General features: G+C 70.2%; 17 protein-coding genes and 3 pseudogenes. 13 read left to right on the plus strand and 7 right to left on the minus strand.

The features are described from left to right. Nucleotides 1-77: 77 nt before the first annotated feature. The 3 genes from OHS71_RS02170 to OHS71_RS02180 all read left to right on the plus strand — a co-directional run bounded on the left by OHS71_RS02170 (nt 78) and on the right by OHS71_RS02180 (nt 1,882). Nucleotides 78-350, plus strand: a complete 273-nt coding sequence (locus OHS71_RS02170; protein ID WP_328476178.1) for a site-specific integrase — start codon at nt 78-80, stop codon at nt 348-350. A 117-nt stretch (nt 351-467) separates the two neighbouring features. Beyond that, nucleotides 468-908, plus strand: coding sequence for a MarR family winged helix-turn-helix transcriptional regulator (locus OHS71_RS02175; protein ID WP_328476180.1), 441 nt, complete (start codon nt 468-470; stop codon nt 906-908). Between the two features lie 83 nt (nt 909-991). Further along, entirely contained in the window at nt 992-1,882 is an 891-nt protein-coding gene (locus OHS71_RS02180; RefSeq protein WP_328476182.1) for an NmrA/HSCARG family protein, read from the plus strand. Between the two features lie 166 nt (nt 1,883-2,048). On the opposite strand, the pseudogene OHS71_RS02185 reads toward OHS71_RS02180, so the two are convergent. Next, nucleotides 2,049-2,255, minus strand: a pseudogene (locus OHS71_RS02185) (Tn3 family transposase); the annotation flags it as partial. Nucleotides 2,256-2,384: 129 nt separating this feature from the next. Further along, nucleotides 2,385-3,344 (minus strand): DUF1152 domain-containing protein, encoded by a 960-nt coding sequence (locus OHS71_RS02190; protein WP_328476184.1) that lies wholly within the window; start codon nt 3,342-3,344, stop codon nt 2,385-2,387. A gap of 329 nt (nt 3,345-3,673) precedes the next feature. Between OHS71_RS02190 and OHS71_RS02195 the strand changes: the two are divergent. Further along, nucleotides 3,674-3,973 (plus strand): annotated as a pseudogene (locus tag OHS71_RS02195) (glycosyltransferase family 2 protein); the annotation flags it as partial. 150 nt (nt 3,974-4,123) lie between these two features. On the opposite strand, the gene OHS71_RS02200 reads toward OHS71_RS02195, so the two are convergent. The 3 genes and pseudogenes from OHS71_RS02200 to OHS71_RS02210 all read right to left on the minus strand — a co-directional run bounded on the left by OHS71_RS02200 (nt 4,124) and on the right by OHS71_RS02210 (nt 6,389). Then, nucleotides 4,124-4,657 carry a 2'-5' RNA ligase family protein gene (locus OHS71_RS02200; protein ID WP_328476186.1) on the minus strand — a complete coding sequence of 178 codons (534 nt, stop codon included), beginning with the start codon at nt 4,655-4,657 and terminating at the stop codon, nt 4,124-4,126. A 388-nt stretch (nt 4,658-5,045) separates the two neighbouring features. Next, nucleotides 5,046-5,369 (minus strand): annotated as a pseudogene (locus OHS71_RS02205) (MmyB family transcriptional regulator); the annotation flags it as partial. Nucleotides 5,370-5,417: 48 nt separating this feature from the next. Then, nucleotides 5,418-6,389: a LysR family transcriptional regulator gene (locus OHS71_RS02210; protein ID WP_328476188.1), complete on the minus strand. Its 972-nt coding sequence runs from the start codon at nt 6,387-6,389 to the stop codon at nt 5,418-5,420. A 183-nt stretch (nt 6,390-6,572) separates the two neighbouring features. Between OHS71_RS02210 and snpA the strand changes: the two genes are divergently transcribed. From snpA to OHS71_RS02240, 6 genes are all read left to right on the plus strand, one after another. Continuing rightward, the gene (gene snpA, locus OHS71_RS02215) at nt 6,573-7,256 is read left to right on the plus strand and encodes a snapalysin (RefSeq protein ID WP_328476190.1); all 684 of its coding nucleotides are present in this window, start codon (nt 6,573-6,575) and stop codon (nt 7,254-7,256) included. A gap of 654 nt (nt 7,257-7,910) precedes the next feature. Next, a complete protein-coding gene (locus OHS71_RS02220; RefSeq protein WP_328476192.1) occupies nt 7,911-9,560 on the plus strand; it encodes a protein kinase domain-containing protein in 1,650 nt (549 codons plus the stop codon). Next, a complete protein-coding gene (locus tag OHS71_RS02225) occupies nt 9,557-10,285 on the plus strand; it encodes a hypothetical protein (protein WP_328476194.1) in 729 nt (242 codons plus the stop codon). The genes OHS71_RS02220 and OHS71_RS02225 overlap by 4 nt, the downstream gene beginning before the upstream one ends. Before the next feature lie 229 nt (nt 10,286-10,514). After that, nucleotides 10,515-11,282: a class I SAM-dependent methyltransferase gene (locus tag OHS71_RS02230; protein WP_328476196.1), complete on the plus strand. Its 768-nt coding sequence runs from the start codon at nt 10,515-10,517 to the stop codon at nt 11,280-11,282. 131 nt (nt 11,283-11,413) lie between these two features. Beyond that, the gene (locus tag OHS71_RS02235) at nt 11,414-12,025 is read left to right on the plus strand and encodes a glyoxalase (RefSeq protein ID WP_328476198.1); all 612 of its coding nucleotides are present in this window, start codon (nt 11,414-11,416) and stop codon (nt 12,023-12,025) included. Between the two features lie 115 nt (nt 12,026-12,140). Then, nucleotides 12,141-12,821, plus strand: coding sequence for a class I SAM-dependent methyltransferase (locus OHS71_RS02240; RefSeq protein WP_328476200.1), 681 nt, complete (start codon nt 12,141-12,143; stop codon nt 12,819-12,821). Nucleotides 12,822-12,954: 133 nt separating this feature from the next. Here OHS71_RS02240 and OHS71_RS02245 read toward each other — a convergent pair whose 3' ends face one another. Then, nucleotides 12,955-13,401 (minus strand): hypothetical protein, encoded by a 447-nt coding sequence (locus OHS71_RS02245; RefSeq protein ID WP_328476202.1) that lies wholly within the window; start codon nt 13,399-13,401, stop codon nt 12,955-12,957. Between the two features lie 19 nt (nt 13,402-13,420). Here OHS71_RS02245 and OHS71_RS02250 point away from each other — a divergent pair, with 19 nt between their 5' ends. The 3 genes from OHS71_RS02250 (at nt 13,421) to OHS71_RS02260 (ending at nt 15,437) form a co-directional block, all read left to right on the plus strand. Continuing rightward, complete coding sequence (locus tag OHS71_RS02250) at nt 13,421-13,864, plus strand: GNAT family N-acetyltransferase (RefSeq protein WP_328476204.1); 444 nt, start codon at nt 13,421-13,423, stop codon at nt 13,862-13,864. Between the two features lie 137 nt (nt 13,865-14,001). After that, the gene (locus tag OHS71_RS02255; RefSeq protein WP_328476206.1) at nt 14,002-14,466 is read left to right on the plus strand and encodes an HIT family protein; all 465 of its coding nucleotides are present in this window, start codon (nt 14,002-14,004) and stop codon (nt 14,464-14,466) included. Between the two features lie 128 nt (nt 14,467-14,594). Next, complete coding sequence (locus OHS71_RS02260) at nt 14,595-15,437, plus strand: hypothetical protein (RefSeq protein ID WP_328476208.1); 843 nt, start codon at nt 14,595-14,597, stop codon at nt 15,435-15,437. Between the two features lie 288 nt (nt 15,438-15,725). On the opposite strand, the gene OHS71_RS02265 is transcribed toward OHS71_RS02260, so the two are convergent. Next, complete coding sequence (locus OHS71_RS02265; protein ID WP_328476210.1) at nt 15,726-17,645, minus strand: ABC transporter ATP-binding protein; 1,920 nt, start codon at nt 17,643-17,645, stop codon at nt 15,726-15,728. Nucleotides 17,646-17,903 lie beyond the last annotated feature (258 nt).

Here is a 17,903-nt window from a genome sequence, read left to right on the forward strand (position 1 = left end):
GCACCCCTGTGATCGCGGATTTGTATCCCACGTTGCGTGTGCGCCTGGCATCCTGCACAGCTACGGTCCCCGCAGACGTGCTGGATCGCTTCGGTGTCGGGGAGGGGCAGCCGTTCCTTCTCTGCGGTGACGGTTCGTACGACGTGGATCTGAACCGCTTTTTGCGTGAGCTGCCGAGCCGGGGGGCGCGGGCGGAGAACAGCGTGGCGGCGTACGCCCGCGACCTGACGCTGTTCGTCCGGTTCCTGGAGACCTCGCGGCACGGCAAGCGAATCTGGGCTTGTGACGGTGAGGACCTGTGGGCCCATGAGCGGGTGCGGTTGTGGAGGACCTGGCCCGCAACCGCGTGAACCTGAACAAGGTGATCACGCACTGGCCAGAGAGGTGTGCATCTCCTGGTGAGTGGCGTGGTCTGCCGGCCCGCGACGAGTAGGCTGGTCGTTCGTCATCGGACCGGGGAGGTCGGCGTGGACTATGGCGACAAGCTCTTCTGGCTCTCGGTTGTGATTCAACGCAAGTACGCGCAGATCTGCGCCGAGTTCGACCTGACCCCCTCGCAGGCCACGCTGCTCTGCGCAGTCAGGAACGAGCCGCGGCAGATGGCCGACCTCGCCGCGTCGTTGGGTATGACCAAGAACGCATTGAGCCAGCTGGTCGATCGCACCGCGCGGCGCGAGTTGGTCGGCCGGGCAAGCTCGGCGCAGGACCGACGGGTCGTCATGCTCAGTGCGACGCCCACGGGGAAGGTGCTCGCCGAGGCCCTTTATGCCGAGGTCGCCAAGCGCCTGCCCGAGATCGCGAGGAACCTCGACGCCGACGACCAGCGCGACTTCGAGCGCGTGGCCACCGCCATCGTGGACACGTCGGACCTCTCTTCGCCCACCTCGAATCAACCCATCACACCGTGAGGTCCCGCTACACCCACACCTTGACGTAGTTCATGCCATGAACTAGTTTCGTTCATGGCATGAACTAGTGAAGGGTGGCAGCGATGAGCACACAGACGACCGGCACGATCGCAGTCTTAGGCGCGACGGGGCAACAGGGCGGGGCGGTGGTCGACGCGCTGCTGGACCGCAAGGCGCGGGTGCGGGCTTTGGTCCGCAACCCGCAGTCCGACCGGGCTCAGGCGCTGGCCGCCCGCGGCGTCGAGCTGGCGGCCATCCGGGCCGACGACCCGGCGTCGCTGGCCACCGCCCTGGCGACAGTCGAGGGGTTCTACTTCATGACGCCGGAGGCGAACAGCCTCGAAGAGGTCGAGGCGGAGATCCGCATCGGTACCGCGCTCGTCGACGCGGCGGTCGAGGCGGGCGTCCCGCACGTCGTGTTCAACTCGGTCTTCGGAGCGGACCGGGAGTCGGGTGTGCCGCACCACGACTCGAAGCACTGGATCGAGGAGCACCTGAGGAAGTCCGGCCTGAGGGCCACGATGGTTCGCCCGACCGCCTTCATGGAGAACTTCGCGAGCGTGATGGCACCGAGCCTGGAGCATGGGGAGATCGTGCTGAGGCTGCCGCTGCCGGAGGACGTCGCCCTGAAGATGATCTCGGTCAGGGACATCGGCCTGGTCGCCGCCGCGCTCCTGCTCGACGCCGCGGAGGCGCCCGGCGGAGCCGTCGAGCTCGTCGGCGACGAGCTGACGGGCCCCCAGATCGCCGCGGCGTTCGGCGCGCGCGTCGGGCTCCCGGCACGGTACGAGGCCCTCCCGTTGAGCGTGCTTCCCAACGACCTCGACAAGGCGATGTTCCGCCAGTTCGCGGAGGCGGCGGAATACCCTTCGGACCTCGCGGTGGTGCGCTCGATCGAGCCGGCCACCCTGGACCTGGTCGAGTGGATCCGAGCTACCGGCTGGACCGCGCCCACAAACGTGGCTGGTTCCTGAGCCTCCGGCCGCGATGAACGCCCCGCGATCGTGCCCACGGTCTCGGCGCTCTGGGCACGGCAACGCATCCGCCAACGGTTGAAGTAGTCACGAAGCTCCCGGGGCGTGCCCGAGGCCGACGCCGGCACACTGGTTGTCGGGAGGCCGCCGGTCGACGGCGAGGTAAAGATGTGTTCTTCAACAGGCCCTCGATGATGTAGACGGCCTCCCGGACGCCGCATGGGATGAAGTGCGTGAATAGCGCGATGTAGGTGTCCGAGACGTGGTGGTAGGCGATGCCGCCCGGCTTGCCGTAGCGGACGCTCGTCTCGGAGAGCAGGTTGTCGAGGTAGGTGTCCATATGGGTGCCGTCCGCCGCCACCGCGTTGCCGTCGAGTGCCCTCCGGCAGCTCCACCGCCCGCCGTTCGAAGTCCACCATCATCACTGGGACGTCCTCCAGAGCCGGGAAACGCATCCGAGCTCCCCACGCCTCCGGGCGGCCGCCCGCGCCAGGGCGACCTTCTAGTGCGGAAAGCGGCGAGGAGGACGAGTCACTACCGACTCGCGGAACTCGGCGATACGTGAATGGACTTGACGCATCAGGTGGGTGTCCTCGATCCGGTCCAGGTAGAGGCAGCGGGCGGCCAGGCCGGGAAGGTCGAAGGCGAAGCAGAGGGACATCAGCGGGTTCACGAACAGCTCGCTGTCCCGGGTGCGGTCAGTGAAGCGGACGTCGCCGAACGAGCCGCGCACGGCTGCCGCGACGGAACCGTTCACGATGCTGGGATGCTCCGGGGTGTGGTGCTGAGCATGTGCCACCGCGTCGAGGTACAGAGCGCCCTCACGGGTGGCGCGCGGTATCGAGAACGCACCGAGGTACGCACCGTCGCGCTCCAGGGCGGCGATATTCTCCAGTACCTGCACATGGTTGACGCCGTGGTACGCGTCCACGCCGAAGCCGACCGACACCACAAGGCGGGTCGGTATGTCCTCCAGCGCCGCCAGCGCCGCCACGCTGGTCAGGTCTTCCTCCGGAGTACCGAGCCCGGCTTCGTCACCGCGCATCAAGATGTCCGTACCGCCGTCGACCAGCACCACGGCGTCGACGCGGTGCAGATCGATCAGTGCCTGGTAGGCGGCGCGCAGCGGGCGTACCCCGGTCTGGGGGAAGGCGTACACGGTCGACGGGTATGCGTGTCGGCTCAGCCACTGAGCGAGGGTCCGCTCCGGGAAGTAGCTCTGGTGCGAGGCGGAGTCGGGAGTGACGGCGGCCAGGTCGGGGGCGACCCAGTCATCGATCGGGAGACCGGCGAGTGCGCTGAAGGAGAGGTTCGCGAAGTACACCTGCTTGCCCTGATGCAGGAGGGAGAGAGCCAACGGCAGCCCCGAATAGATGTCGAAGCCGCCACCCGCGCCCGCGACGAGGATCCTTTCGGCATCGGCGAGCCGGGTGAAGAGGGGGTTGGCGTGGAGGGGTGTCATGACGATCATTGTCCGGCGGCCCGGCCCCGGGCGCTTGCGAATTCTCCTCGCGACGACGCAGACACGGAGTGGTCGGGGTTTCGCGCCTCCGTTCCTCGACCGTCCCCTGTCCGCCTGTTGCGGTGATGCTCCTGGGCGGCGTCCGCTCATGAGACAGCCGCAGCAGTTCGCGTGAACGGCGGGCCGGTTGTCGGGGACGCCGGGTGAACGCCGGGGTCGCGCAGTGCCGTTGCTTGGCCGGACGATGCCGTGCAGGGCGTCGCCCGGCAGGGCGCCCTGAGGGCGCGGCCTCGCAGCACCGCCCGCCATGCCTGTCCGTCCTTGATGACGTCCGCACCCGCCTGGCCCCCGGTTCCCGGGTGGTGCGCGGCCCCAAGCGGGAGATCACCTCCCGTTGCTACAACGCCCTTCTGCGCTCCACTCTCGCCGTGTGCTTCTCCGACGCGCAGTGCGGGTTCAAGGCGGTGCGCCGCGATGTGGCCGAGCGGTTACTGCCCCTGGTGCAGGACTCCGGGTGGTTCTTCGACACCGAACTGCTGGTGATCGCCGAGCGCTCCGGGCTGCGTATCCACGAGGTGCCGGTCGACTGGGTGGACGACCCCGACAGCCGGGTCGACATCCTGGTGACCACGCCCCTGCCCACCGCCGAGCCGTCCGCCCCGCATCCGGCACAGCACGCTCCCGAACGGAACCCGGGTGACTGGCCTGGATACACGCGGAGGAACGTGGCTGGAACCGCGACGTCCACGCCCGGGCCGAAGCCCTCGGCAACCAGCGTCTCAGGAACGGGGCTCCAGCATTTCCAGGGCGCCCGTTTCGGTGTCGTAGCTGCGCAGGGTGGTGAGCTGGACGGACAGCGGCGGCGCCGGCAGCAGTTCGGGGACCCGTCGGCCGGCGAAGGCACCGGGCCGCCGGGTCCGGCCGAGGGTGATGTGCGGGCTCCAGTGTCCGGGAACGTGGAAGGGGTTGAGGGTTTCGGGCGGGCTGTCGGAGGCGACCGCCTCCCACACCCGGCGGTGCAGACCGGCCAGCGTCGAGTCGAGATCCAGCGCCCAGGCCAGCACCGAGGTGGGCCGCTCGAAGCGGACCACACCGCTGAACCGCACCGCCAGCGGCAGGGCGGCAGCCACCTCGGCGAGCTCCCAGCGAATCGGGGCGGTCAACTCCGGGCACGCGGCCAGGGTCAGGTGCGGGCTGTTGGTGGGTGAGCGGTGGCGCGCCTGACTGGGCAGGCCCGCGTCCGCGAGCCGCCGCCAGGCCTCCCGGACGACCAGGTCAGCCGCCTCATCCAGCAGTAACTCGACCGTGCGCACCGCCGCAGCCTACCGTCCGTCGCCCCGGCACCGCGGCCGACCGGGCCGTCCGTCCAAGCGCTCGGACCGGGGCACGCGCGAACGGTCAGGCCGCTTCGTGTTGCGGCTCGGCCACCCGCACGACAGGCCCCCGACGACGACCCCTCAGGGGGGAACGGCCGTACCACTCCACACTGCGGGACGACGGTATTGCCCCACGAGCCGACGCCGGACCAGGAGGGGTGGTGGGCCGACGGGAGCCCGGCCGGGGCACGGAGCAGGCCGGGCGGAGCCGGCGGAAGCCCGCAAGCCCGACCGAGGTGACGGGCTCGCCGAGCCGGGGCGCCCCGGGCAGTGAACGCGGAGAGACGGAAGGCTCGCGTACGGCGCTTTCAAGCGGTGGGCGCTGCGCTGCCGCGTCGGCCTTCTCGGTGGCGGCCAGGGAAGCGAGCAGGCGTAGTCCCTCTTCCGAGGGGGAGCTGCCGGGTTCCGCGGTGTAGCTGGTCATGGTGAGGCCGGGTTCGGCGGCCAGGTCCAGGGATTCGTAGGCGAGGGTGAGGTCGCCGACGGACGGGGGGCGGAAGCGCTTGGTGCCTCTGCCGTGGCGGCGGACGTTGTGGGCGCCCCAGCGGGTGCGGAAGTCCTCGCTGCGGGTGGACAGCTCCCCGATGAGGTCGTGCAGGCCCTTGTCGTGGGGGTCGCGGCCGGCTTCGCGGCGCAGGATGGCGACCGCCCGGCGAACTGCCGGGATGGACGCAGGTGGCCCGCAACGCATCGCCTCTCAGGCGCCCACCGCACGCAGTGTCTGTGCGGGCCGCCCGGCGGCTCCGCGCGCGAGCCACTCCTGGTACGCCGGCGCCTGACGGGCCGCCTCCCAGTAGGCCCCCTCCAACTCGTCGAACGCTGTGTCGAGTTCGTCCGCCGTCCGGGCCGCGAGCATCAGCCGCACTCCTATCGGGTCGCCCTGCAGGGGCCGGATGACGAGGTCGGAGCGGGGTGGGAGCGCGGTCGGCTGGCTGACCGTGACGACCTCCCCGATGGCGGCCAGGAAGTAGGCGCTGAGGTAGTCGCCGTGCAGAAGATCCGGCTCGATCCCCGCGGCGCGCAACACCCGGCACACCCCCTCCCACTCGCCGTCGACCGTGGCGTCCACCATCCAGCGGTCCTGCGCGAGGTCCGTGAGACGCACTTCGCGCCGGGTCGCCGCGGGGTGGTCGGCGGCCATGGTGACGAACTGGGGTTCGCGCTCCATCAGGATCCGCAGACACAGCCCGTCCGGGACGCGCAGCGGGCTGCCCTCGACCTCGTGCACGAACGCCAGGTCGAGCCTGCCTTCGGCCACCTGCCGCAGCAGGGCGTTCGCGGACACGTCCATCTGCAGGCCGGGCTCGACCGCGGGCATACGGGCGCGCAGCCGGCTGAGCCAGCCGGGGACCGCTCGGCTGGCCGTGGCGCCGATGCGCAGCCGGGGGCCGCCCGCCGCGCGGGCTGCCGCCGCCCGGGTCTCGGTCACGATCGCGGAGAGTTCGGCGACCAGCGGCCGCGCCCGGCTCACCACGACGTGTCCCAACGGTGTGGGACGGCTGCCCGTACAGTCGCGGGTGAACAGCAGGCCGCCCAGCAGTTGCTCGATGCGGCGCAGCTGGGTGCTCAACGAGGGCTGGGACATGCCCAGTTGACGAGCCGCCTTGTGCAGGCTGCCGGCGTCGGCGATGGCGCACAGCACGCGTAAGTGCCTCACCTCGAGCTCCATGCGCGGAGCGTAGGGGCTGGGTCGGATGAGGCGCCAGATGTTCAAACGCCAATGAATGAGCACGAGTTGCCCTGATAGCCGTGGGCTATCGCCAGTTGCCATCATCCGCTCGACAGGCAGGCTGCCCCACACTCGGCTCTACCGATCGTTCACCACCCCACACGAACGAGCAGGAGCCCCCACATGACGTCCAACCGTACGTCCTTCACGTCCGCGAACGCGTCCAGGAGATTGCTGGCGCTCGGCCTGGGCGTGACGTTCGCGGCGCTCGGCGGCGCGATCCCGGCGAGCGCCCAGACCACCGGCTCCACCGCCACCGTCCGCGCCGGCTACACCGGTTCGGCCCAGGAGGCGGCGGACAGCAAGGCGTTCTTCGAGGCCGTGCTCAACTCGGTCGCCAGGAAGCAGGCGGCCAACCCCGGCCTTCAGTCGGTGACGGTCTACTACAACGTCTCCCAGGCACCGAGCTTCCGCTCCCAGATATCGAGCGCCGCCTCGATCTGGAACAGCTCCGTGAGCAACGTCAAGCTGCAATCCACCTCGGGCAGCGGCGACTTCTCGTACTACGAGGGCAACGACTCCCGGGGCTCGTACGCCTCCACCAACGGCCACGGCAGGGGCTACATCTTCCTCGACTACGCCCAGAACCGGCAGTACGACTCGATCCGTGTCACCGCGCACGAGACCGGTCACGTGCTGGGGCTGCCGGACCACTACAGCGGCCCGTGCAGCGAACTGATGTCGGGTGGCGGACCTGGCACGTCCTGCACCAACCGCTACCCCAACACGACCGAGCGGACGCGCGTCAACCAGCTGTGGGCCAACGGTCTGGCCAAGGCCCTCGACAAGCTGAACAAGGTGCGCTGACCGCCCGAGGATTCCCGCCCCGACCCGGAAGCGGGCCGTGCGACCGGTGACGGCATGGCCCGCTTCGCCGTGCCGCGCCCGCGGCCCTGCCGGTCGTCGGCGGTGACACCGGAACGGTGCCACAGAGCCCGTGACGGGCCGCGTTCCGTCCCTGCCCGGGCCCCGTCCGCCGTCTGCCGTCCGCCGTCCGCCGTCAGTCCTCATTCCTCATTCCTCAGTGCGTCTCTCCTTGGTCGGACCCGCGGAACCCGTCGAATCCGTCGGACCGACCGCCGAGGGTCCCGTCGGGGTCCGCAGTACGGTGGCCCAGGCGTCCACGACGTCCGCCACGGTGTGCGCGGGCGCCCGAAGCAGCGCCGACGCCACGGTACGGACGAAGAGGGTGCAGCCACCCCACCGTCCGCCCGCTCGGGGCACGGATCGTCCGCCGGGCCGCCACCGGCGTCGCGGACGGGCCCGCGCGGGGCGTCACGGCACTACCGGACGGTTGTCCCCACCGAGTACGCTCCCCACCGCGCACTCCGGCGACCGGTGGGGAACGAGGGTCAGGGTGCCGCACCGCAACCGCAGTGGCCGAAAATGTGTCTCCTCACGCGTGGCTCGAAGCTTCGGAGGGGCGGAAGCAGGGCCGCACGGCCGCCGTGGGGGGATGGAATGGACACATGGGCAGTGCCCGGATACACCGAGTCACTGGAACTCGGGGCAGGGGCCAGCGGGCGGGTCGTTCTGGCCGTGCACGAGGAGACCGGCCTCCCGGTAGCGGTCAAGTACCTCAGCGAGTCGCTGCGTACCCGGCCGGGCTTCGTGCACGGGTTCAGGGCTGAGGCACGGCTGCTCGGCGGACTGGAGAGCCCTTACGTCGCCGACCTGTACGAGTACGTCGAGAGTCCGGACGGCGCCGCCATCGTGATGGAGCTGGTCGACGGCGTCTCGTTGCGCACCCTGCTGACCAGGACGGCCCCGCTCGACCCCGAGGCCGCTCTCGTGGTCCTCAAGGGGTCGCTGCTCGGTCTGGCCGACGCGCACCGCGTCGGCGTCGTCCATCGCGACTACAAGCCGGAGAACGTCCTGGTCGTGCCGGACGGGTCGTCCAAACTCGTCGACTTCGGGATAGCCGTGGACGTCGGCGCCAGCGCCGGCGCGGCGGGGACCCCCTCCTACATGGCGCCCGAGCAGTGGACCGGCGCCCCCGCCTCCCCCGCGGCCGACGTGTACGCGGCCACGGCCACCTTCTTCGAGTGCCTGACGAGCCGCAGGCCGTACTCGGGTGACAATCTCGCCGAGCTCGTCGTGCAGCACGTCGACGGGCCGATCCCCGCCGACGAGGTCCCCGAGGCGGTACGGCATCTGGTGCGGCGCGGTCTCGCCAAGGACCCGGGGGAACGTCCCGCACACGCCGAGGCGTTCGTCGCGGAACTGGAAGCGGCCGCCGGAGCCGCCTACGGGACCGACTGGGAGGAACGCGGCCGCGGACGGCTCGCCGCGCTGGTGGCCCTGGTGCCGCTGCTCCTGCCCTCGGCCCGCAGTGCCCCGCCGAGCAGCACCACGGACACCGCACGCACGGTCCTGGGCCGCGGAGCGGCTCACGGGCCGGCGCGGTCGTGGCTGCCCGGCCGGACGGGCGTACTCGTCTCCGCCGCTGTCGTGCTCCTGGGCGTCCTCCTGTCCCACAACCTGCCGCACACCCCGCAGGCAGCTCCGCAGCAGGCGGCGCAGGCCCTGGCCACCAGCAGTGCCCGGCCCGCCGTGGAGCCGGAAGCGTCCGCCGCTCCGACCGCGTCGGCCCACTCCGCCCCGCCCCCGACGTCCACCGCGTCGCCCACCGCGTCCCCCAGCCTGTCGGCCTCGGCCCCCGTGACCGCCGGCGCCGGCGAGCCTTCGGCGTCCGCCACCACGGCCACGAGCCCGGAAACGACGCCCAGCGCGTCGACCACGGGGTCACCCACGCCGTCGGCCTCCCCGACCCCGCCCCCTGCTCCCGCCGTCAAGGACGTCACGGTGACGAACTTCCGGCAGACGGGTTCCACGACCGCCTCAGCGACCATCACTGTCACTACGGACGGAACCGGCCCGCTCTCCATCAGCGTCTCGTGGTTCACGAGCGACAGCGGCCGAGGGCTCGGCACTGCGGACGGCGCGTCTCAGACCTTCCAACGGAGCGGCTCCACCCAGTACAGCCTCACCGTCGACCACACCTTCGGGAACACGGGCTGCTACTGGGCGGTACGGGCCACGACGGCCCCCACCTCCGCCGACAGCGGCGGCTCGCAGCAGCTTCTGACCAGGCAGTGTGAAATCCGGTGACCGCACCCGACGACCGTATCCCCGCCTCCGCCGACGAATCCGAGCCCACCCGGGTACTCGGCTTCACCGCCTCGCACGCCCCGAGCGCCGAACGCGGCCCCGACGACGCCGAGTACAGCGCCACCGTGCTGGCCAGTCACTGGATCCAGCGGCCGCCCGAGCCGGATGCCACTCTCGTCGAACCGCCCGCCACGCGGATGCTGGAGACGCCGACGTCCACACCGGATCGCGTCGAAGGCACCGTGTTGCGTTTCGGCCCGGGCGTGACCGCCGCCGTCGCACAGCGCACGCACCGCACGCTGCCCTCGCTGCCGCCGGCGCCCGCGCCCTCGCGTCGGCGTCTGCGCAGACACGCCCTGCCCGCGCTGGTGCTCATCTGCGTCATCGCGTTCCTCGCCTGGCAGCGCCTCGGGCCGTCCCTCGCAACGGGCTCGGTGCAGGTCGTGGCCCGGCCGACGGTTGTGGGCTGCGACGACACCGCGGACATCGTCGGCCTCGTCGCCACCAACGGCCGACCGGGCACACTCTCGTACCGATGGACCCGAAGCGACGGCACGGCCTCGGGCGTACTGCGGGAAGTAGTGGTCAGGGGCCCGCATCAGGCACGCCTGCACCTGCTGTGGACCTTCCAGGGCAAGGGCCACTACGCGGCCCGGGCCGAACTGCACCTGCTCTCTCCCACCGACCGCACGGTCGTCACCCACCTCACGTACGACTGCCCCTGACCGGCCGGAGCGGTTTCGGGCCGCCCCTGAAAGGTCCCTCGGAGCTTCGACTCGCGCATGCCCGACCAGGTGCACGACCGCACAAGCCCTCGATGCGCGTTCGGCGCCCTGAGCTCCTCGCTGCGGACCGCGCTGCCGTCCGGCGTCTCGCGTCTGCCGTCGCGCCGACCGCAGGGCTAGTGTCTGTCGAGTGAACGCAGACGATGCGAACCGGCGGTGGACACGGTCCATGCCCGAAGCCTACGAACGCCACCTGGTGCCTGCCCTCTTCCGCCCGTTCGCCGCCGACCTGGCCGCCAGGGCAGCAGCTCTGCGACCCCGGACGGTCCTGGAACTCGCCGCCGGAACCGGCGCGTTGACCTCCGCCCTACTCACTGCGGCACCCACGGCCTCCGTCATAGCCAGCGATCTCAACCAAGCGATGGTCACCGCCGGCTCGGCACGCGAACCACGCGCCGACTGGCGGCAGGCGGACGCCCAGGAACTGCCCTTCGAGGACGGCACCTTCGACCTCGTGGTGTGCCAGTTCGGAGTGATGTTCTTCCCCGACAGGCCCGCCGCCTACAACGAAGTGCGCAGGGTCCTCGCCCCGCAGGGGCGGTTCTTGTTCAACAGCTGGGGCCCGCTGGCCTCGCACGGGTTCGCGGCCGCCTTCCAGACCGCCCTGAAAGAGTCCATGCCTGGCGCGGCGCCCGCGTTCCTCGAAGACGTGCCGCACGGTTACACGGACCTGGCCCAGGTCGCGTCGGACCTCGCGGCCGCCGGGCTGACCCTGGCCAGCGCCGAGGAAGTCACGCTGGACGGCAGCGGGGAGTCCGCCGCCTCTGTCGCCACCGGGTTCCTCACCGGCACTCCGGTCAGCGCCGTCCTGGACGCCCGTCAGGACGCGCAAGGCATCAGGACCGCAGTCGCGCAGAAGATGACGGCCCTCCTCGGCACCGGTCCTGTGACAGCGGCGATGACCGCGACGCTTTACACAGCGCACCACCAGGCATGACGACCCGGTTCCGGTCGGCACCGCATGCCCGGGCCGGGACAGAACCGGCGGACCGCCGGCCGCCCGGGTGCCGACGGCATCGGTCAGGATTCGAGAAGCAATGACCGCGGAGACCCCCCTAGCGTGAAGGCATGACATCCATCGACTGCATCACCCTGGAAGTGGCCGACCCGCAGGCCGCCGAGCGCTTCTACTCGGAGGGCTTCGGCCTGGACAAGCAGGTGCGCATACGGGCCTCGGAGGAACCCACCTCCAGCTTCCGAGGGTTCACGGTCTCGCTTGTGGTGTCCCAGCCGTCGATCGTCAACGGCCTCTTCGGCACCGCGCTCGACGCCGGCGCAACCACGCTGAAGCCCGCCAGGAAGTCGTTGTGGGGCTACGGCGGCGTCGTACAGGCCCCCGACGGAACCATCTGGCAGATCGCGAGCTCCTCGAAGAAGGACTCCGGCCCGGACACCCGGCAGATCGACGAGATCGTGCTGCTGCTGGGCGTCTCGGACATGGCTGCGAGCAAGCGGTTCTACGTCGACCGCGGCCTCACGGTCGCGAAGAGCTTCGGCAGCAAGTACACCGAGTTCGACGCCTCGTCGAGTCCCGTCAAGCTGTCCCTGTACGGACGTCGCGGCCTGGCCAGAGTCGCCGGCGTACCGCCGGAGGGCACTGGATCGTCCCGGCTCGCGATCGGAAGCGACGCCGGGTCCTTCACCGACCCGGACGGATTCGTGTGGGAGACCGTGGCATGAGGTTCCGGACCCCGTCGAGCCGATACCGCGAGGCGCTCGACGCCCTTCGGGCACCGTTTTTGCCGAACCGGCAACAAAAGTGGCAGCCCGGGATCGGGTGGGCGACGGTGGGCCCGTGACCGACAACATCGCAGCAGGACCACCCGCGACCGACCACCTCTCGTTCACCGACGGATACGTCGGAGACCCCGCGGTGCGGGCGGAATGGGACAACCGGTACACCGAGCAACAGCAGTTGTGGAGCGGCCGGCCCAACGGTGCGCTCGTGGCCGAGGTCGCCGGGCTCACCCCTGGGCGGGTACTCGACGTGGGCTGCGGCGAAGGCGCGGACGCGGTGTGGCTCGCGCGCCAGGGCTGGGACGTCACCGCGCTCGAGGTCTCGGGCGTGGCGCTGGAGCGCGCGGCCGGGCACGCACGGGACGCCGGCCTCGCCGTTCACTGGGTACACGCCGCCCTCACCGAGGCGACGCTCCCGCCGGCCTCCTTCGACCTGGTCTCAGCGCAGTACCCGGCCCTGCTGCGCACCCCCGACGCCGCTGCCGAGCGGGCGCTTCTGGCAGCCGTCGCACCGGGCGGCGTGCTGCTGCTGGTACACCACGCCGGGATGGACACCCAGCCGGCGCACGACAGTGGCTTCGACCCGGCCGACTACGTCTGGCCCTCGATGGTCGCCGGACTTCTCGACGCCGGCTGGGAAGTGGAGGTGGACGAGCAGCGGCCACGCGTGGCACCCGACGGCGGCGCCGGCGCCCACCACACCGACGACGTGGTGCTCCGCGTACGCCGACTGAGCTGAGACCCCGCGGCTCTCCTCAGACCCGGCCACCGGGGCGTCGATGCCGTCAACGGCTGCCCCGTTCCACCGGTCGCTTTCGCACCGACGGCCGACCGATGCGGGACCCATGGCCGGATGCATTCCGTGCGGCCGCTCAAGCGGACTCGGAGGGGCGAGACCCGCGCGAGCGTCTGAAGGAGACCGTCCTCGCTGAGTCTGGGTCAACCGTGCTGGTCGGGGCGGCGGCGCTCCCCTTGACGACCTTGGATCCGAGGCGTGTGGCGGTGGCCACGCCGGCCGAGAAGGCGACGGCGAGGATCTCAGCCAGCATGCTGTTGGGTCCGGCTTGCGGAAACGGTGTGATGGAGCAGAACGCCTTGTGCTCCTGGCTTTCAAGCCAGTCCAGGTCTGCGGCGACGGTCAGCCACTCGCCGTCGGACCGGATATGGACATTCCCTGCGCCCAGGGTGAGAGCCTCGGTGGCGATCATCCCCGCGAGCTCGATGGCATCGAAGGCTCCTGAGCGGAAAAATCGGTTTTCGTTCCTCTCCAGGTAGCCCATCAGGTCGATCTCGGGGATGTCGTCAGGGTCGTACTTCACTGTCTGGGACGCTGACAGGGTGAATCACTCCTCGTATGACATCTCACACGACGTCGCCACCGTGCGTATGCCGCAGTTGCTGGAGCTGTTCGCCTCGGCATGGTGGGCAACCGGACGTACGGAGGCGGCGGTTCGCGGCATGCTCGACGGATCAGACGTTGTGGTGACCGTCGTTGACCGACGGGCCGCACGGCTCGTCGGTTTCGCTCGAGTGCTGACCGACAGGACGTATCTGGCCGTCGTCCTTGATGTGATCGTATCGCCCGAGGTTCGAGGCGGGGGCGTCGGCGCGATGGTCATGGATGCCGTGCTGGCGCATCCCTGGGTCGCGGACGTCGGGAGCGTCGAGCTGGTATGCGAGCCCGATCTGATCGCCTTCTACGAGCGGTGGGGATTCACAGAGCATGTCGGGCGATCCCGGCTCCTGCGCAGAACCACCGATCCATCGCCCACAGGTGGCTGAAGGGCCCCGGTCGGCGGCTCCGTCCGAAAGCCTCCCCTCGGTTCGCGCTTGAAGCGGCCTTCGGCATGCCCGGGTAGTCAGAGTGATCGAGATAGAGCGAGGCGAGGCCGAGCGAGGCAGTTCTACGATCTGAGTTCATGACGACCCCCGACTGCTACACATGCAGCAAGGAAGCAGAGTTCGACAGCCTTCCGGCACGCGAGTGCGTGACGTACGACCAGCACTGGCGAGTGGCCCACGCCCTCAACACCGCGGTGCCCGGCTGGCTGGTGCTGGTGCCTCGGCGCCATGTCGCCGCCGTTCATGACCTCACCGACGCCGAGGCATCCGGCCTGGGGGCGTGGCAGGTCAAGCTCTCCCGGGCGCTCCGCAGCCTCACCGGGTGCACCAAGACCTACATCGTCCAATTCGCCGAAGCCGAGGGCTTCGCGCACGTGCACTTCCACATCGTTCCGCGGATGGCAGACCTGCATCCGCAGCATCGTGGTCCGGGTATCTTCGAGCTGCTTCGGCGCCCGGAGCAGGAACGAGTATCCGATGACCGGGCGGACCGTATGGCCCAGTCTCTCCGAGTACGACTTCGTGACTCCTCCCCTGGCTGAAGCCGGGGGTTTCGCCATGCCGGGTTGGCGTTGCGACGGACCGGCCCGGCCCGTAGGGCGCTGTTGCCGGTTCGCCGGCACGGCGTTGCGCCCGTCGTCGGACCTGGCTGTGGTTCTAGGCTCGGCCCGTGGGGCAACCTGAGCAGCGCGCCGAGGGCGCGGGACCGTTCACCACCCGGCTCACCTGGCACCTTCCCGACGGCGGCACCGCCGTGTGGGAGTCCCGGCTCGCGCGGCGGCGTGGGGTGCTTGCCGTTCTTCCTGTCGGTGCGGCGGCCGCTCGTCACATCCGTGCGGACGCCGTTTCCCTCACCCGCCTGCGCCGGCTCAACGCCATCTCCGCGGTCGCCTTCGTCATGGGCGGAGCCCTTTTCGCGGTCGGCGCGGCCGTCGCCCAGTTCGGCTCCGGCGACGCCACCGAGTGCGCCTCGGTCTACTTCGCGGGCGGCCTGTTCTTCACCACCGGCGGGTACGTCTCGCTGCTCCAGGTGATCAACGCGCCCCGTCACGTCGCCGGTGGCGAGGGACGGCTGGTCACAGGACACTGGCGATGGTGGAGCTACGAGCCGACGCGGGTGGACTGGCTGAGCGCGTTCGTCCTCTTCGCGGGCACACTGGTCTTCGCCGTCGACCTGCTGGACTCCTTCCTACAGGGCCTGACCGCGCAGCAGGTCAACCGGCTCATCTGGGCGCCGGACGTGATCGGCTGCATCCTCTTCCTGCTCTCGGGCCATCTGGCCTTCGTGGAGATCTGCCACGGACGGCCCTGCGTTCGGCCGCACGACCTCGGCTGGCTGATCGTCGCCGTCAACCAGCTCGGGTCCGTCCTGTTCATGGTCTCGGCGCTCGCCGCCTACACCCGTCCCGCCACCGGCAGCCTCGTCAACTCCGATATCGCCAACTGGGGCACGCTCATGGGCGCCCTGTGCTTCTCCCTCGCAGGTTTCTTCCAACTGGGGGAACACTCATAGGGCCCGTGGGCGAGAGGGCGCCGAGCAGCGCGAGGTGGTGCCCCGCCGTCGTGGCCACCGCCTCGCCGCTGCCGGATCCACGCAGGTCACACAGTTGTGCACGCCGTGTGCGAGGGGCCCTTGGATCCGGGCTCGCTCGTCCTTTCGCCCCCGCCGGACTGCTACCGGACCGCGTCGGCCGGCCCGGTAGCAGCGGTCGTTGCCCTCGGTGGTGTGCGGATTGCCGCACGCGCCGGACGTGTCAGCGGGACGCCGCCTGCGGCCGAGGATGTCCGGAAACGGATTCGGTCACGTGGACCCGGTGCCCGTACGAGCGTGCGATGCCGTCCTGCGGTCCCCGTCCGACGACGGATCGGCCGGTCCGGGCAGTTCGCCGGGACCGACGCCCGGGATCGACTGTCCGGGGGACGACTCGGCGCTCTCGCCGAGGAAGCCACCCGACTGGTGCTGCCACAGCTTGGCGTAGGCGCCGCTCGCCACGAGCAGCTCCTCGTGGGTGCCCTGCTCGACGACGCTTCCGTGGTCGAGGACGACGAGACGGTCCATGCCGGCGACGGTGCTCAGGCGATGGGCGACCACGAGGGCCGTCCGTCCGTCCATCAGCCGCCACAGGGCGTCCTGGACGAGGAGCTCACTCTCCGAGTCCAGCGCGCTGGTCGCCTCGTCGAGCAGCAGGATCGGGGCGTCGCGCAGGATGGCTCTGGCGAGGGCGACGCGCTGGCGCTGGCCGCCCGAGAGCTTCACTCCCCGCTCCCCCACCAGCGTGTGAAAGCCGTCGGAGAGTTGGTCGGCGAATTCCGTGACGTGCGCTGCCGCGGCCGCCGCGTGGATCTCCTCATCGGTGGCGCCGGGCCGGGCGAAGGCGATGTTGTCCCGCAGGCTGCGGTGGAACATGGCGGGTTCCTGCGGGACGTAGGCGATCAGTGAGCGCAGGTCGCTCTGGCGCAGCCGGCTGATGTCCTGACCACCGATCAGGATGCGTCCGTCGTCAATGTCCGACATGCGCAGCAGGAGCCGGGTGAGTGTGGTCTTGCCGCCGCCGGACCTGCCGACCAGACCGATCCGCGCGCCTGCGGGCACGTCCAGGTCGAGTCCCTGGAAGATCGGCTTGGCACCCGAGTGGGCGAACGTCACCGCCTCGAAGCGGACGCCGGTGTCACGCGGGGCGAGCGGTTCGGGTTCCCGCGGGTCGAGCACGGTGGGTGGATCCAGCAGCAGCTCCGTGAACTGTGCGGCCTCGGTCATCGAGCTTTCCAGACGCCGGTAGATCTGGTTGAACTCGAACATGATCTGGGTGGCGTTGGAGTAGTAGGTGAAGGCGACGACGACCTCCTCCACTCCCTGGCCCGGGCCGCCGAGGGCGATGGCGACGAACAGTCCGAGCACGTTGGTCAGCACGGACAGCGGCGCGATCAGGGTGTCGACGCGCAGGTTGCCGTAGTCCCACGACCTCAGCGTCAGGCGCCGGGAGTCCGCGACCCGGCTGCGGTGTTCGTCGGCCTCCCGCTGCTCGGCCGCGAACGCGCGGATGGTCTCCATGTTGGTGAGACTGTCGGCGACGTGGCCGGAGACCCGGGCGATCGCCGCCTCCCGGTCGCTGACGAGCCTCTGCCGACGACGGATCAGGGGTGTCGCGGCCACCACGGTCAGCGCGATCATCACGAGAAGGCCGACGACGAGCATCGGTTCGTAGCTCCACAGGACCACGGCACCGAACACGAGTGGGACGACACTGCCGACGATCCGGTAGGTCACCGTGTCGACGAAGTCCTCGAAGCGCTTACCGAAGCTCAGCACCCGTTTGGTGAGGGAGCCGGCGAAGTTGTCGTGGAAGAAGGCGGCGTCCTGGGCGAGGAGTTCGTCCATACCGCTCACGTACAGGTGTTCCATGCCGAGGGCGTCCACGCGGTTCAGGCAGTGCTGCCCGACCCGCCACACGGCCTCGGCGAGCAGTAGCGTCACGCCGAAGCCCAGCACGTAGGGCAACGCCGAGCCGAGGGTGAGACCGCTGTCGTCGGCGGCCTGTCCTGCCAGTTTGGCGATGAGCAGGGGGGCGATGTAACGGATGCCGATGTTGCCCACGGCCGGCAGCAGCAGCGCCGGCAGGGCCAGCCGTCGTAGTCGTAGCAGTTCCCGGGCGTAGCGGCGCAGTGCCAGAACGACCGCGCTCCTGCCCGGCGTCGACCCGCGCATATCTGTGGTCCGCATCACACTCCTGGAGGTTCGGAAGCCGGAAGTGTCCCGTCCGGGGAGTCCCTCAGTCCAGGCATTTACCGCGGACCGGCGATAACCGGACACCTCTGGCGTTCCAGGTACGCAGCGGACGTATCCGTTGGTGAGCTTGCGGTAGTGCGCGGTCGCTGTCGTGAACGATGGCGGGACCGCTCGGTCGGCGTCGACCGTGGTGGCGAGTCGTGGGCTGCTTCGTCCACCAGGCATGGACTCGCCGACGCCCGCGTGAGCCGG

Origin of the sequence: Streptomyces sp. NBC_00377 (genome assembly GCF_036075115.1) — a bacterium.
GTDB lineage: Bacteria > Actinomycetota > Actinomycetes > Streptomycetales > Streptomycetaceae > Streptomyces.